The organism is Arsukibacterium sp. MJ3 (genome assembly GCF_000987765.1).
GTDB lineage: Bacteria > Pseudomonadota > Gammaproteobacteria > Enterobacterales > Alteromonadaceae > Alishewanella.
In genome coordinates this window covers 34427-48575 of record NZ_LAHP01000024.1, presented here as the reverse complement: position 1 = coordinate 48575, position 14149 = coordinate 34427, and the positions used below count along the sequence as shown (strand labels likewise).

The following is a 14149-nucleotide window of genomic DNA, read 5'->3' as shown; positions in this document are numbered from 1 at the left end:
TAAAAAAGCACTGGCAAGCAGCGATTGATAAATTACGAACATTGATTGATGATCCGCAAGCGAGTTTTTAAAATGCCTAAATTCGTGGGGATCTCTCAGACTCTGACCCTTTTTATTTGACCCCTTTTAGTATTGCTAGGTTTTTAAATCAATTCGCTGGTGAATATTTTGCCATTGCTCAGGAAATTTACCCTGTAGCACATAAGAAAAGGCAATAAGCTCGGCAATAACAACGTACAACTCTTTTGGAATATTATCGCCTAATTGTAGCTGACCGAGCAGTCGGTTTAGCTCATCATCCTGATGGATCAACACCCCATGCTCTCTGGCCAGTGCAATAATATCGTCAGCAAGTTCGCCATGGCCTTTTGCAACGATGGTCGGTGCCGATTTTCCATCATATTTTAACGCGGTTGCACTTTTATGAGCAGGCTTTGTGGGCGCATTGTTCTGCTCTGACATTAGCTAATTGCTCCTGATGTTAATATGCTCATTTGTAAGCGTCTTTTTGTAAAGACATGTCGTTATACTTTTACCGTTAGCAGGCTGTTATGGCGTGGTAGCAGGCTATCAGGAATTTTACCTAACTGACAGTCTGCTTTACTCACGGTTAACCCTTGCGCTAAACAGCGATCTTTTAATAATGGCAGAAATTTTTGTGCCAGCCGCAGAGCCTGATTATGATCAGTATAAAACTGCAGTTGTAAGTCTTGTTCTTGCAGTTTCGCAACCACCAGCAGCTTGCCATATTGTTGCAAGTCAAACTTCATGGTCAGTTGCCATTGCTTTTTCCCGGTATCGCCGCTTTTAGCGTCAGCTTCGCGTTGTTCTAGCAATAATTGCGGCAGAATAGTTTGGCCCTGTTGCTGCAACGGCAATTGTAACAACCATTGTTGTACCTGGCTTTGTGCATCCAGTGTAGCTAACTGGCTTTGCTGTATTGGGCTGCTTAAACTGGCTAATTGGCGTAGTGCCGTACCCGCCTGAGATTGATCAAGTTGCGAGACTAACTGGCTAAGTCGGTTACCGCTAGCGTTTTGTGCTGGTGATAGCTGCTTTTGGCTTAAATGACCTAGCAATAATTGAATAGCTAGTGCCAGCGTGCCACCTGACGTTTGCAAATTAGGTTGGCTTTGCAGCGGCTGAAACTGCAGTAGGGCATTTAGCTGGGCGGCTAAAGCCGGCGCAGCCAATGGTTTACTGACCTCCGGTAAGCTTTGTTGAATTTGGCTAAGTAATTGCTGTAAAGGTGCCGGTAGGTTCGGTAAGTTGTTGCTTTGCATTAAGGGTTGCGCCAGCAAGGGTAATAAATTACGCCAGGCTTGTGCCTTTGTTTCCGGCGCCAAAGTAGTAAAGCCTGGCTGCTGGTTTTGCAGCACAGCCGAGTTAGTTATTGTCTGGCCTGGTAAGGGTAAACCACCACTGCCAGTAGTGGTCGATTGCCACTGCAGCAGACGGTTCGCCTGGCTTTGCTCCAGCGTTATTTGCTGGGTTTGCGGTACTGGCTGCATCAGTAACTGCCACTGATTGTTTTTTGTGGTTGGCGGCTGTAATTGTAATAAAAGTGGTGTGTTGGCATTAGCAGCGTTATTGACCACGTTGGCCAATAATGTGGCGGGTATGGCAATATTAAGCCCACCTAAAGTAATAGTAGTGGGAGCAGTCCCGCCTGTAACCGCAGCCGTGGCCCGAATGGGCGGTAACAAGTTTAATAATGCCTGTAACAGCTGTTGCTGACTGGTTGCAGTTAATACCAGCGGCTGAGTTGTTGCTGGCATAGGCAGTTGCACCTGCAGTTGCAAACGTTGATTAGGCTTATTAAATTCAAGTTTTAGCAACATGGCTATTTTACCCTCAGCAGACTGAGCGGTTTTTGACGGCTGAGCGCTCAGGTTTACAGCCTGCTGCGTTAACTGTTGTATTGTCGCCAACTCTTTGCCGGTTAGCGTCAATAGCAGTAGGTTATTGCCTGCTGTATTGGCTAACTGCAGCTGGCCGCTCTTAGTATTAAGTATTATTGGTAATGTTACAGCGTTGGTCTGATTAAGCACATTATTGCTTGTTTTAAGCGGTTGTTGCGCTGCGGCTTGTTGCTGAGTTGGTGTTTCAGCCTGGCCATTAAGTAGTGCCGGGTTTGTTAATGCGCTGCTTAGCTGCGGTAGTTGCTGACTTAACCACTGGCTGAGAATGGCCGGTAACTGGGCCTGATTCAGGCTAATGCGGCTTACCGTTGCTGGTGGGGTTTGCAAGAGTAAACTAAGCTGGTTATTGGCCGCCGGGCTAAGTTTAACCTGTAATTGCTGGCCAAACTGCTGGTTAATTTGCTGGCCTTGCGGTGTAGGCAAGTTTAAGGTTAATGCGCCTTGTGGCGTGTTAAGTTGCAGTTGGCTGCTACCCGGTAACATTTGCAAACGGGCGTTGTAAAGTTCGCCCACCAACAGTTTTAATTCTGGCGCGCTTGCGCCCGCATTATTGCCAGCACGGCTTGGCGGGGTTTGCAGTAACTTATCCAGATTGATCTGGCTCATATTTCTCCTGATTAATCACCCTGCAAGCAACGGATCTAATTCGTTTTCCGGCCGCAGTATGCTACTATGCGCGCAATTTTAATCGCAGTCGATACCGAGGCAAGTGAACAAAACGCCGCCTAGTCCCGCCAGCCCCAACGGGCCTTTATTGCAGGGTACTGACCTAAGTTGTATTCGTCAGGATCGGCTGCTGTTTGCTGATTTGTCATTACAGCTTTACCCGGGACAGTTATTGCACGTTATGGGTAAAAATGGCGCAGGTAAAAGCTCGCTATTGCGTATTTTAGCCGGTTTAGCTCAGCCAGATGATGGCCAGCTTTATTATCAGGCTAAGCTATTGCAGCACAGCTTGCCAGTGTATTGTGGCAACTTATGCTATATCGGCCATCACAGCGGTATACATGAGCAATTAACGGCGCTGGAAAATCTCGCTTTTTGGCGTGCAGCATCGGGCCTGAAACTAGCAGATGACTGGGCAGTATTGGCGCAGCTTGGCCTGGCAGGCCTGGAAGATGTTCCTTGCAGAATGTTATCTGCCGGACAACAGCGCCGTGTCTCACTGGCTAGGCTGTGGTTAACTCCGGCGCAAATCTGGATCCTGGATGAGCCTTTTACCGCGCTTGATCAAAGTGCTATTGCATTACTGCAGCAACAAATGCTGCATCACCTTAGTAATAACGGCGCCATTATCCTAACCACTCACCAACGTCTTACTTTACATTTTCCGGCATTAGTCCAACTGGAGATAGCCTACCGATGGTAACTGGCGTATTTCTACAGCGAGAACTGCGTTTGCTGGCCCGGCAGAAAGCAGACTGGCTAAATCCCATCTTGTTTTTTATTATCGTGTTAAGTTTGTTCCCACTGGGCATTGGGCCAGAGCCCAATATGTTACGTATTATTGCACCAGGTATAGTATGGATTGCGGCACTGCTAAGTGTGTTGTTAGCAGCAGAGCGCTTATTTAAAGACGATTATCGTAACGGTGTTATTGAGCAATTAGTTGCCGGGCGACATAGTCTTTTAGCCTTTGTATTGGCAAAAATCGTTGCTAATTGGCTTAGTACCGGTTTGCCATTATTATTTATATCACCGGTGGTGGCGTTGTTGCTTGGGCTGGAACAAGCCGCTTTAGGTGCTATGGCATTAACATTACTGCTGGGTACGCCGTTGCTTAGCTTGTTAAGTGTGCTGGGTTCTTCACTTACTATGGCAGCCGATAAAGGCGGTATTTTACTGGCATTACTGATATTGCCGCTGTATATTCCGCTTTTAATTTTTGCTAGCAGCGCCATAGAAGCCGCCAGCATGGGCTTGGGTTATCAGGGACAGTTGGCCATTTTGCTGGCCATGTTATTATTGGCTTTAGCGCTGGTGCCGATGGCGGTAACCAGTGCTTTGCGAATTAATGTGAGTTGATATGTTTAAATGGTTAGATCCCTACGCAAAAAGTGAAACGTTATACCATTTTTGTGGCAAGTTGCTGCCTTTTTTAATGGTAACAGCCTTGGTATTGCTGTTACTGGGCAATATCTGGGGTATCGCTTTTACCCCTGCAGATTATCAGCAGGGCGACAGTTATCGGATCATTCATATTCATGTGCCCGCCGCTATTTTGTCTATGGGCGCTTATGCTGCCATGGCTAGCGCCGCTTTTGTGGCCCTGGTGTGGCAAATAAAGGTAGCGCATTGGGCCGTTTTAGCTATAGCACCAATTGGTGCCGTGTATACCGCTATTGCCTTAATCACCGGCATGGCGTGGGGTAAACCCATGTGGGGCGCCTGGTGGGTATGGGATGCTCGCCTTACCTCGCAGCTAATTTTGTTATTTTTATACTTTGGTGTTATGGCGTTAGACGGTGCCTTTAGTGATCGTAAGGTTGGCGCTAAGGTGTCCAGCTTACTGGCGTTAGTCGGGGTAATAAATTTACCGATTATTCATTTTTCAGTAGAGTGGTGGAACACCCTGCATCAGGGCGCCAGCATAACTAAGTTTAGGCCAGCAATTGATCCTAGTATGCTTTGGCCGTTATTGATCAGTATTTTAGCGTTCGCTGTGTTGTTAATGGCGTTAACTTGTTTGCGGCTGCGCACCGCAATTTTAGAGAATGAGCAACATCGACCCTGGGTTAGAAAGCTAGTGGGAGGCTAAGCATGTATTTTGAATCGTTTAATGATTTTCTGGCTATGGGCGGTTATGGCTTTTTTGTTTGGCTGGCGTTCGGTATAACTTATCTGCTGCTTATTGTGTTAATTGGCGGCAGTATTTACCAGCAGCGTCAGTTTAAACAACAACTTAAAGCTACTATTGCCCGTGAACAACGTGTTAAGCAGTATCAGGAGCAACAAGTCTAATGCAACCAAGACGGCAAAAACGCCTGTTATCAATACTCGTTATTATCAGCCTTATCGGCGGCGCTATTGGCGCCATGCTGTATGCGCTGCAGCAAAATATTGATTTATTCTACACGCCCACTCAGCTGGTGGAAGGTTTGGGAAAAGATAAAGTAAAGCCGGTTACCGGCCAGCGTTTACGCATTGGTGGTCTGGTGGTGCCGGGCAGTGTCTCGCGTGACGCCCAAAGCTTAAAAGTGCGCTTTCAGTTAGTGGATATTGGTCCATCTGTCTGGGTTGAATTTGAAGGGATTTTGCCAGATTTGTTTCGGGAAGGTCAGGGAATCGTTGCCCAGGGAACCTTATTAGCCCCGGATCGAATCCATGCCACAGAAGTATTAGCAAAGCATGATGAAGAATACATGCCAGCAGAAGTTGCTGAAGCGTTAAAAGGCATCCGGCATGTACCTCCGTCGCAGGCAAATTTTGCTACTAGCACTACTTACGGTGCGGCAGGTTATGGTGCTGCTGACGGTTATCAAAAACCGACAGTGCAACCAGATAATTAAGGGGCATAATAATGATAGCTGAATATGGTCAATTAGCGCTGACCTTTGCATTGGCGCTATCGGTGTTGTTGGCCTTTGTGCCACTTTATGGCAGTTTTAGTGGTAATCAGCGCGCGTTATTGCAAGCTAAACCCCTAGCCATTGGTTTATTTCTTTTTTGCTTATTGGCAAAATTGGCGTTAATTCATGCTTTTTTAACCAGCGACTTTAGTGTCATTAATGTTGCCACTAATTCCAGTTCAATTTTGCCTTGGTATTACCAAATTACCGCCAGTTTTGGCTCTCACGAAGGCTCTATGGTGCTGTGGATTTTGATGCTTTCTGGCTGGACTGCAGCAGTGTCATTATTTTCTAAAGGCTTGCCACTGTTAATGCAGGGGCGAATTTTAGGCGTTTTAGGGCTCATTAATTTAGGTTTTATTGCTTTTTCCTTGTTTATGTCTAACCCGTTTGCTCGTAGCTTGCCGTTTTATCCGGTAGAAGGCATGGATCTTAACCCGTTGCTGCAAGATTTCGGAATGATCATCCATCCGCCACTACTTTACATGGGTTATGTTGGCTTTGCGGTTTCTTTTGCTTTTGCTATAGCCGCGTTAATTGGTGGTAAATTTGACAGCACCTGGGCCCGCTGGGCGCGTCCCTGGACTTTGGCTGCCTGGTTGTTTTTAACCCTGGGTATTATGTTAGGCAGTTGGTGGGCTTATTATGAACTTGGCTGGGGCGGCTGGTGGTTCTGGGATCCGGTTGAAAATGCCTCATTTTTACCTTGGCTGGTGGGTACAGCGTTATTGCATAGTCTGGCCGTTACCGAAAAACGTGGTACGTTTAAATCGTGGACGGTATTGTTAGCACTCGGCGCTTTTTCACTTAGCTTAGTTGGTGCCTTTTTAGTGCGTTCGGGGGTGTTAGTGTCGGTGCATTCATTTGCATCAGATCCCGATCGCGGTATCTTTTTACTGGTGTTCTTATTATTGGTTATTGGTGGCTCTCTGGCACTGTATGCCAGCAGAATGAACTCGGTCAGAAGCCAGGCCCGCTACCAGTTGTTTTCCCGCGAAGTAATGCTGTGGGGCAATAACGTATTTTTACTTACCGCAACACTTGTGGTGTTTCTAGGCACATTGTTTCCCTTATTTCACAAAGAGTTGGGCCTGGGCTCCATTTCCATTGGAGAGCCCTTTTTCAACCAGATGTTTTACTATCTTACTATCCCGTTTGCATTATTGTTGGGGCTAGGCCCTTGGGTGCGCTGGAAACAGCAGCAAGTTAAACCTTTACTGGGGCCACTGAGTTTAATTGCCGTTGCCAGTTTAGTATTGGCATTAGGCACCATGGCGGCCATGCAATCGATTCAGGCAAATTTAGCCTTAATGGGCTTATTACTGGGTGCTTGGGTGGGTATATCGGCATTGTATGAGTTGTATCAGCGGATGAGCCAGTTTGGTTCAGTAACCCAAGGGGCATTTAAGTTACAGGCCAGTCATTACGGCATGACTATCGCTCACATTGGCTTTGCCGTGCTGGTAGTGGGGGTAGTGATGACCAAAACATACAGTGTTGAGCGCGACGTGCGTATGCAGGTAAATGACAGTATTAGCCTGGCAGGTTATCAATTTACGTTATTGGAAGTGTACCCGCTAAAGGGCGCTAATTTTGGTGGTGAAGCCGCCGAGATTGCTGTGCATAACAGTAAAGGACAGCTTATTACCCAGTTACATGCCGAAAAACGCTTATACACCATTCAACGCATGGTAATGACTGAGGCCGCTGTGCATGGGCGGTTAAGTCGTGATTTATATGTGTCGCTTGGCGAAGCGCTACCAGGTGATGCCTGGGCAGTGCGGTTATATGTTAAACCTTTTGTGCGTTGGATATGGCTGGGTGGCTTATTGATGGCACTGGGCGCCTTTGTCGCACTACTGGACAAACGTTACCGGCGTAAAATAATTCCTGCCGCGCCGGCTAAAGCAACGGAGCTGGCCAATGCGTAAGTTGCTGTTTTACGTACCGCTGGCTTTGTTTCTAACCTTAGTGCTGTTTTTATTAAGTGGTTTGTTTTCTGATCCAATGGAACGCGAGTCAGCGACCACCAATAAAGCCTTACCGGCGTTTAGTTTGCCTGATTTAATGAACCCGGCGCAGCAGTGGCAACCCGGTCAGTTGCAGGGTGAAACATTTTTACTCAATGTTTGGGGCACCTGGTGTCCAACCTGTAATGCTGAGCTGAGCTACATGACCGAGTTAAAGCAGCAAGGGGTAAAAATAGTTGGTCTTTATTACCTGCTGCCGGTTGATCCGCTATTAGGTGAGCGCTTCGATTTAGCTGAATTACAAGCTGACGTTAATAATAAACTGCAACAACACGGCAACCCCTACCAATTTAACATTTTAGATGCACAGCGCAGTCTGGCACTAGACTTAGGGGTAAGTGGCGCACCAGAAACCTTTATTATTGACAGTAACGGCATAGTGCGAGCGCATCATATTGGCGATATTAACCCACAGGTTTGGCGCAATAAATTGGCGCCGCTTTACCAGCAGTGGCGTGCACAAGACGGAGCTATGCCATGATCAAGCTAAGTGTGTTTGTCACCTTGTTGTTGCTGGCCTTACCGCTGGCGGCAACTGAAGAAGTGCTAACGTTTGAAAATGAAACACAACGCCAATTGTATTTGCAACTAACCGCAGAGCTGCGCTGTCCGCAGTGTCAGAACCAAAATATTGCTGATTCAAACGCCATAGTGTCGGTTGACATGCGGCAAAAATCTTACGAGTTAATCATGCAAGGCAGTAGCCGCGATGAGGTGCTTGAATATATGATTAACCGCTATGGTAATTTTGTGCACTATTTGCCACCACTTAATCGCTACACCTTATTATTATGGCTGGCGCCGCTACTGTTATTACTGGGTTTAATAGGCTTGCAGGTAAAACGGCGCAACGCACAAGGTGCTGAGCCGTTAGCTGAAGAGCAATTGGCCTCAGAGCAACCCGCCAGCCTGGATGCTGAGCTGGATAAATTGATTGATCAATACCGGAGTAAAAAATGATGTTGTGGCCGTTGTTGTTTGTCGCCGTGCTGATGTTAGTACTAAGCGCCATTATTATCAGTTGGCCGCGCCGGGCCAGTGACGTCAATAATCAAACTCCACTGCAATTATTTGAAGAACGTTTGCAATTATTAGCATTGGCAAGAGATAGCGGTGAGTTGGCTGAACAAGATTTTGCTAGCGCTGCTGCCGAGCTAAAGCAGCAATTTAGCCAGCAACAACAGCAAGTAATCAGTTATCGTTTGCCCAAACAGCAACGGTGGTGGCATTTAGGCTTATTGGTTACTGTGCTGTTAATGGTAGCGCTTACTTATCGTTTTAATGGCCATTACACCGAACTGGCTGACTGGCAGCACGCTAACAGCAATTTAGCCAGTTATGGCGAGCGAGCACTATTGGGGCAGGGCGAGCCGCTATCTGAGCACGAAACCCGCTTATTTGCGCTGGCACTTCGCACAAAACTGGCTAAAGAAGGCGACGATGCGGTTGCCTGGATGTTACTTGGCCGCATTTGGATGTCACAAGGTTTAATGGAAGATGCAGTAGAAGCCTTTGAAAAAGCCCTGGCGTTAAGCCCAAACCGCATTCCGCTACTGCTTAACTTTGCTCAGGCATTAATTGTGGTGGGCGGCGATGAAAATCTGGCACGCGCTGGCCAGGCAGTAGCCAGAATTTTATTAGCTGAACCGGCTAATTTAGATGCCATGTCCTTAATGGCGCTGGTAGCGCACGAAAAAGGCGACACCACAGAAGCGGCTGCTGCCTGGCGCGTATTAGCCGAGCAACTGGATGAAACCGATCCCCGCTATCCACTGGTAGTCAGTAAACTGGCTGAGCTGGGTATTGCCAGCCCGGGTAGCCCGGGAACTTCAGGCACCGCAGAGGTAAGCGGCCGGCAAATTCGGGTACAACTTACCGTTAGCCCGGCATTAACCGCAGCCAACCCCGGTGCCACTTTGTTTTTATTCGCCCGAGCCGTGGGTGGCTCTAACTTGCCATTAGCCGTGCAGCGTATGCCCTTACCCAGTGGTGCAGTAGAGCTGCTACTAACTGAGCAAATGGCAATGCAGCCAAATTGGACGTTAAGCCAGGCAGAGCAAGTGGTGGTGGTGGCCAGAATGTCGCAAGCCGGTACAGTAGAACAAATGCCCGGCGACCTGCAGGTAGAATCGGCAGAATTATCCTTTAATGAAGCAATACTTAGCGTAACGCTGAACCTGGAACCCTGATATGGCCGTTTTAAAACAACACCTACTAATACCGTTGCTACTAACCATGCTGATAAGTGGCTGCGCTAGTAAACCGCAGCTGCAACCACAGAATGAATATCGCGAAGCCGCCGAGGCAGCACAGACTAACGCGGCGCCTTTTGTCGACTCGCGCGATCCACTGGAGCGAATTAACCGGCCGCTCTGGGATTTTAATTACGACGTGCTAGACAAATACCTGTTACGGCCAGCCACAGTGGGTTACATGACAGTAGTACCCAAACCCGCCAGAAAAGGCCTAATTAATGTGGTTGAAAACCTGAATGAGCCCGCCAGTTTTTTAAATGGTTTATTACAAGGCAAACCAGGAAATGCTGCCGTTAGTGCCGGGCGTTTTTTAGTAAATTCAACCATCGGCATGTTAGGGTTGTTCGATGTCGCCAGCCAAATTGGTTTAGCGACAGCAGAGGAAGACTTTAATCAAACCATGGCCGTGTGGGGCATTGGCGATGGTGCCTTCTTAATGTTACCTGGCCGCGGCCCTACCACCATCCGCGACACAACTGGCAGCTTAATCGATGGTTTGTATTTTCCGTTAGCGCTATTAAATACCCCGCTTACTATAAGTCGGTTCGCCATTAACGCCCTGGACAGTCGTGAACAACTAATGAATGTAGAACAGATGTTGGAAGACTCACTCGACCCTTACTCATTTGTTAAAGAGTCTTACTATCAGCGTCAGGAATTTAAAATATTCGACGGTAATCCACCGCAACCAAAGCAAGAAGAGCTAGACGACGAGCTGCTAGACTATCTCGACGAATTCCAATAAATAAAATCACTCTGACCCTTTTTTTACTTATTGATTAATAACTAATTAAAATGGGTCAGAGTCAATTTAAAAGTCAATATCAAAGGACTGTTATGATTAAAGTACTAAGTGTTTTCGGCACCCGGCCCGAAGCGATTAAAATGGCGCCGCTGGTTAATTTGTTAAAAGCAGATAGCGATATCGACAGCCGGGTATGTGTTACCGGCCAACATCGTGAAATGCTTGATCAAGTGCTTAACTTGTTCGCGATAGAACCTGAATACGATTTGGCTATTATGAAGTTGGGGCAGGATTTATACGACGTAACCACCAGTATCTTATTAAAAATTAAGCCGGTGCTGCGCGATTTTCAGCCTGACATCGTGTTGGTACATGGTGATACCAGCACCACCTTTGCTGCTGCACTAGCCTGCTATTATGAAAAAATAGCGGTAGGCCATGTTGAAGCAGGCCTTCGAACCGGCAACATTTATAGCCCGTGGCCAGAAGAAGCTAACCGCAAGCTAACAGGTGCACTAACGCGGTTACACTTTGCGCCTACCGACACCTCAGCAGCAAATTTGCTGGCTGAAAATATAGCGGCCAGCGACATTGTGATTACCGGCAATACCGTTATTGATGCGTTATTGCAGGTGGTCAAAAAAATTAGTGAGGACGCTAAGCTAAGCAGTGATTTTGCCAGTCAATTTCCCTTTGGCCAGCATGGCCGGCGTCTAATTCTGGTTACCGGCCATCGCCGCGAGAGCTTTGGTGATGGCTTTGAGCAAATTTGTGCGGCACTGGCCGACATTGCCAAAGCATTCCCTGATTGTGATGTGGTCTACCCGGTGCATTTAAACCCTAATGTTCGCGAGCCGGTATATCGGTTGTTGAGCGATGTCGCCAATGTGCATCTTATTCCGCCACAAGATTACCTGCCATTTGTCTATTTAATGAGTAAAGCTACTGTGGTACTAACCGACTCTGGTGGTATTCAGGAAGAGGCACCGTCGCTGGGTAAACCGGTATTGGTTATGCGTGATACCACCGAGCGGCCTGAAGCCGTTAGTGCCGGTACAGTTAAATTGGTAGGCACTAACCGGCAGAAAATTGTTGAACAAGTTAGTCGCTTATTAACTGATAGTAATTATTACCAAAGCATGAGTTTTGCTCACAACCCTTATGGCGATGGTCAGGCATGCCAGCGCATTGTTAGCGCCATTAAGCAGCAGTTTAAATCGGCGTAATAGCCGTGTTATCCTGACACATAAAATAACCGCTAACGATAATATAGACGGAGAAAAAATGGATTTTAGTCAGATTGTCGGCAATTCAGCATCAGTCCCTACCGTGCATCGTTGGCTAATAACCGGCTGTGCCGGTTTTATTGGCTCAAATTTACTGCAGGCGTTATTAAGCGCTAACCAGCAGGTTACCGGCCTTGATAATTTTGCTACCGGCCATCAGCGTAATTTAGATGAAGTGCAAAGCCTGGTTAGCCCCGAGCAATGGCAGCGCTTTCGCTTGGTCAATGGTGATATTCGTAATGCCGGGCACTGTAACGATGCGGTAACTGGGGTTGATTATGTGCTGCATCAGGCCGCTCTTGGCTCAGTACCCCGTTCACTGGCTGATCCGCTTACTACTAATGAAGTGAACATTAGTGGCTTTTTAACGATGCTGGTGGCTGCGCGTGATGCAGGGGTAAAACGCTTTGTTTACGCCGCGTCCAGTTCTACCTATGGCGACCATCCGGCACTGCCCAAGGTAGAAGCCAATATTGGTAAGCCACTGTCGCCTTACGCTATTACCAAATATGTTAATGAGTTATATGCCGACGTATTTAGCCGCAGCTATGGTTTTCATTGTGTTGGTTTGCGTTACTTTAATGTATTTGGGCCACGTCAAGATCCAAATGGCGCATACGCCGCCGTGATCCCAAAATGGACAGCCGCCATGATAGCTGGTGAGCAAGTGGTGATTAACGGCGATGGTGAAACCAGCCGCGATTTCTGTTTTGTCGATAATGCCGTGCAGGCCAACTTGCGTGCCGCATTATCTGATATTGAGCAAAGCGAAGTGTTTAACGTAGCGGTAGGTGACAGAACCACGCTAAATCAATTATTTAGTGCTATACAAAGCGCCCTGGCAACTAATGGTATCGCTTATCCGCATGCGCCACAATACGCCGATTTTCGGGCCGGGGACGTGCGCCACTCGCAAGCCGATGTTAGTAAAGCCAGGCTAATGCTAGGCTATTTGCCTAGTCACACTATTAACGAAGGTATTGCCGTGGCAATGCCCTGGTATATTGCCCAGCCAGCCAAATAATGGCAAAAGGAAAGATATGACAGCTTTAACAGATGTAAAACTGGCCATTATTGGCCTGGGGTATGTTGGCCTGCCACTTGCTGTGGAGTTTGGTAAACATTATCACACGCTGGGTTTTGATATTAATCAGGCGCGGGTAGCCGAGCTACAAAGCGGCGCAGATCACACGCTGGAAGTAAGCAAAGAAGAGCTGGCGAGCTCTGCTAAATTACAGTTTAGCCATGCTATCGACGATTTAAAATCAGCTAACATTTACATTGTTACTGTGCCGACACCTATTGATGAGCATCGCCGCCCTGACTTAACACCATTAATTAAAGCCTCCGAGACATTGGGTAAAGTAATTAGCCCGGGCGATATCGTTATATACGAGTCTACCGTTTACCCTGGTGCTACCGAAGAAGATTGTATTCCGGTTATTGAGCGGGTATCTGGCCTAAAATACAATGTTGATTTTTATGCTGGTTACAGCCCCGAGCGAATAAACCCAGGTGATAAAGAGCACCGGGTCACCACCATTAAAAAAGTGACATCGGGTTCAACTCCGGCTATTGCTTCAAAGGTAGACGCGTTATACGCCAGCATCATTACCGCCGGTACTTACCAAGCCAGCAGCATTCGGGTAGCAGAAGCCGCCAAGGTAATTGAAAACACCCAGCGAGACTTAAACATTGCGCTTATTAACGAGTTAGCCGTTATTTTTAATAAACTCGGTATCGATACCGAAGAGGTACTGCTTGCCGCGGGCACCAAATGGAATTTTCTGCCATTTCGACCAGGCTTAGTGGGTGGTCACTGTATTGGCGTAGACCCTTACTATCTCACTCATAAAGCCCAGTCTATTGGTTACCACCCGGAAGTTATTTTGGCGGGCCGGCGCATAAACGACAGCATGGGCCGTTACGTAGTTAGCGAGCTGGTTAAAGCTATGGTAAAAAAACGTATTCACGTAGCCGGTGCCAAAGTGCTACTAATGGGCTTAACGTTTAAAGAAAACTGCCCCGACATTCGTAATACCAAAGTTATTGATATCGTCAACGAATTAAAAGAATACGGTGTAGAAGCCGACGTATTCGACCCGTGGGTTAATGCTAAAGAAGCCGAGCATGAATACGGCATTACGCCTGTCACAAGCCCTGCAGCAGGCAGTTACGACGCGATCATTCTGGCAGTAGCCCATAAACAATTTCGCGAAATGGGCGCCACAGGCATCAAAGCCCTGGCCAAGCCACAACACATTCTCTACGATTTAAAATACCTGCTTAGCGCCAGCGAAGCCGACTTAAGGCTATAACTACTAAGAAAAAGGGTCAGAGTG

The 14149-nt window shown here is 47.3% G+C and carries 15 protein-coding genes; 13 read left to right on the top strand and 2 right to left on the bottom strand.

Annotated features, from left to right (window positions below; genetic code table 11):
• Positions 1 to 135: 135 nt before the first annotated feature.
• Positions 136 to 462 (bottom strand): EscU/YscU/HrcU family type III secretion system export apparatus switch protein, encoded by a 327-nt coding sequence (locus VT06_RS14900; protein ID WP_046555118.1) that lies wholly within the window; start codon positions 460 to 462, stop codon positions 136 to 138.
• 62 nt (positions 463 to 524) lie between these two features.
• On the bottom strand, positions 525 to 2528 hold the full coding sequence (locus VT06_RS17615) for a flagellar hook-length control protein FliK (protein ID WP_052750296.1): 2004 nt from the start codon (positions 2526 to 2528) through the stop codon (positions 525 to 527).
• A 103-nt stretch (positions 2529 to 2631) separates the two neighbouring features.
• On the opposite strand from VT06_RS17615, the gene ccmA reads away from it, so the two are divergent.
• The 13 genes from ccmA (at position 2632) to tviB (ending at position 14125) form a co-directional block, all read left to right on the top strand.
• Positions 2632 to 3291, top strand: coding sequence for a cytochrome c biogenesis heme-transporting ATPase CcmA (gene ccmA, locus VT06_RS14890; protein ID WP_046555117.1), 660 nt, complete (start codon positions 2632 to 2634; stop codon positions 3289 to 3291).
• Positions 3285 to 3947, top strand: a complete 663-nt coding sequence (gene ccmB, locus VT06_RS14885; protein WP_046555116.1) for a heme exporter protein CcmB — start codon at positions 3285 to 3287, stop codon at positions 3945 to 3947. Before ccmA ends, ccmB begins: the two co-directional genes overlap by 7 nt.
• Before the next feature lies 1 nt (position 3948).
• Positions 3949 to 4680, top strand: coding sequence for a heme ABC transporter permease (locus VT06_RS14880; protein WP_046555115.1), 732 nt, complete (start codon positions 3949 to 3951; stop codon positions 4678 to 4680).
• A gap of 2 nt (positions 4681 to 4682) precedes the next feature.
• A complete protein-coding gene (gene ccmD, locus VT06_RS14875) occupies positions 4683 to 4883 on the top strand; it encodes a heme exporter protein CcmD (protein WP_046555114.1) in 201 nt (66 codons plus the stop codon).
• Entirely contained in the window at positions 4883 to 5431 is a 549-nt protein-coding gene (gene ccmE / locus VT06_RS14870) for a cytochrome c maturation protein CcmE (protein WP_046555113.1), read from the top strand. The genes ccmD and ccmE overlap by 1 nt, the downstream gene beginning before the upstream one ends.
• Before the next feature lie 11 nt (positions 5432 to 5442).
• Complete coding sequence (locus VT06_RS14865; RefSeq protein WP_046555112.1) at positions 5443 to 7422, top strand: heme lyase CcmF/NrfE family subunit; 1980 nt, start codon at positions 5443 to 5445, stop codon at positions 7420 to 7422.
• A complete protein-coding gene (locus tag VT06_RS14860; protein ID WP_046555111.1) occupies positions 7415 to 8002 on the top strand; it encodes a DsbE family thiol:disulfide interchange protein in 588 nt (195 codons plus the stop codon). Before VT06_RS14865 ends, VT06_RS14860 begins: the two co-directional genes overlap by 8 nt.
• Entirely contained in the window at positions 7999 to 8481 is a 483-nt protein-coding gene (locus VT06_RS14855; RefSeq protein WP_046555110.1) for a cytochrome c-type biogenesis protein, read from the top strand. Before VT06_RS14860 ends, VT06_RS14855 begins: the two co-directional genes overlap by 4 nt.
• Positions 8478 to 9710, top strand: coding sequence for a c-type cytochrome biogenesis protein CcmI (gene ccmI / locus VT06_RS14850; protein WP_200898001.1), 1233 nt, complete (start codon positions 8478 to 8480; stop codon positions 9708 to 9710). Before VT06_RS14855 ends, ccmI begins: the two co-directional genes overlap by 4 nt.
• 1 nt (position 9711) lies before the next feature.
• A complete protein-coding gene (locus VT06_RS14845) occupies positions 9712 to 10521 on the top strand; it encodes a VacJ family lipoprotein (protein WP_046555109.1) in 810 nt (269 codons plus the stop codon).
• Positions 10522 to 10613: 92 nt separating this feature from the next.
• Complete coding sequence (gene wecB / locus VT06_RS14840) at positions 10614 to 11747, top strand: non-hydrolyzing UDP-N-acetylglucosamine 2-epimerase (protein ID WP_046555108.1); 1134 nt, start codon at positions 10614 to 10616, stop codon at positions 11745 to 11747.
• 58 nt (positions 11748 to 11805) lie between these two features.
• Positions 11806 to 12831, top strand: coding sequence for an SDR family oxidoreductase (locus VT06_RS14835; RefSeq protein WP_046555124.1), 1026 nt, complete (start codon positions 11806 to 11808; stop codon positions 12829 to 12831).
• A gap of 16 nt (positions 12832 to 12847) precedes the next feature.
• Positions 12848 to 14125, top strand: coding sequence for a Vi polysaccharide biosynthesis UDP-N-acetylglucosamine C-6 dehydrogenase TviB (gene tviB, locus VT06_RS14830; RefSeq protein ID WP_046555107.1), 1278 nt, complete (start codon positions 12848 to 12850; stop codon positions 14123 to 14125).
• Positions 14126 to 14149: the final 24 nt, after the last annotated feature.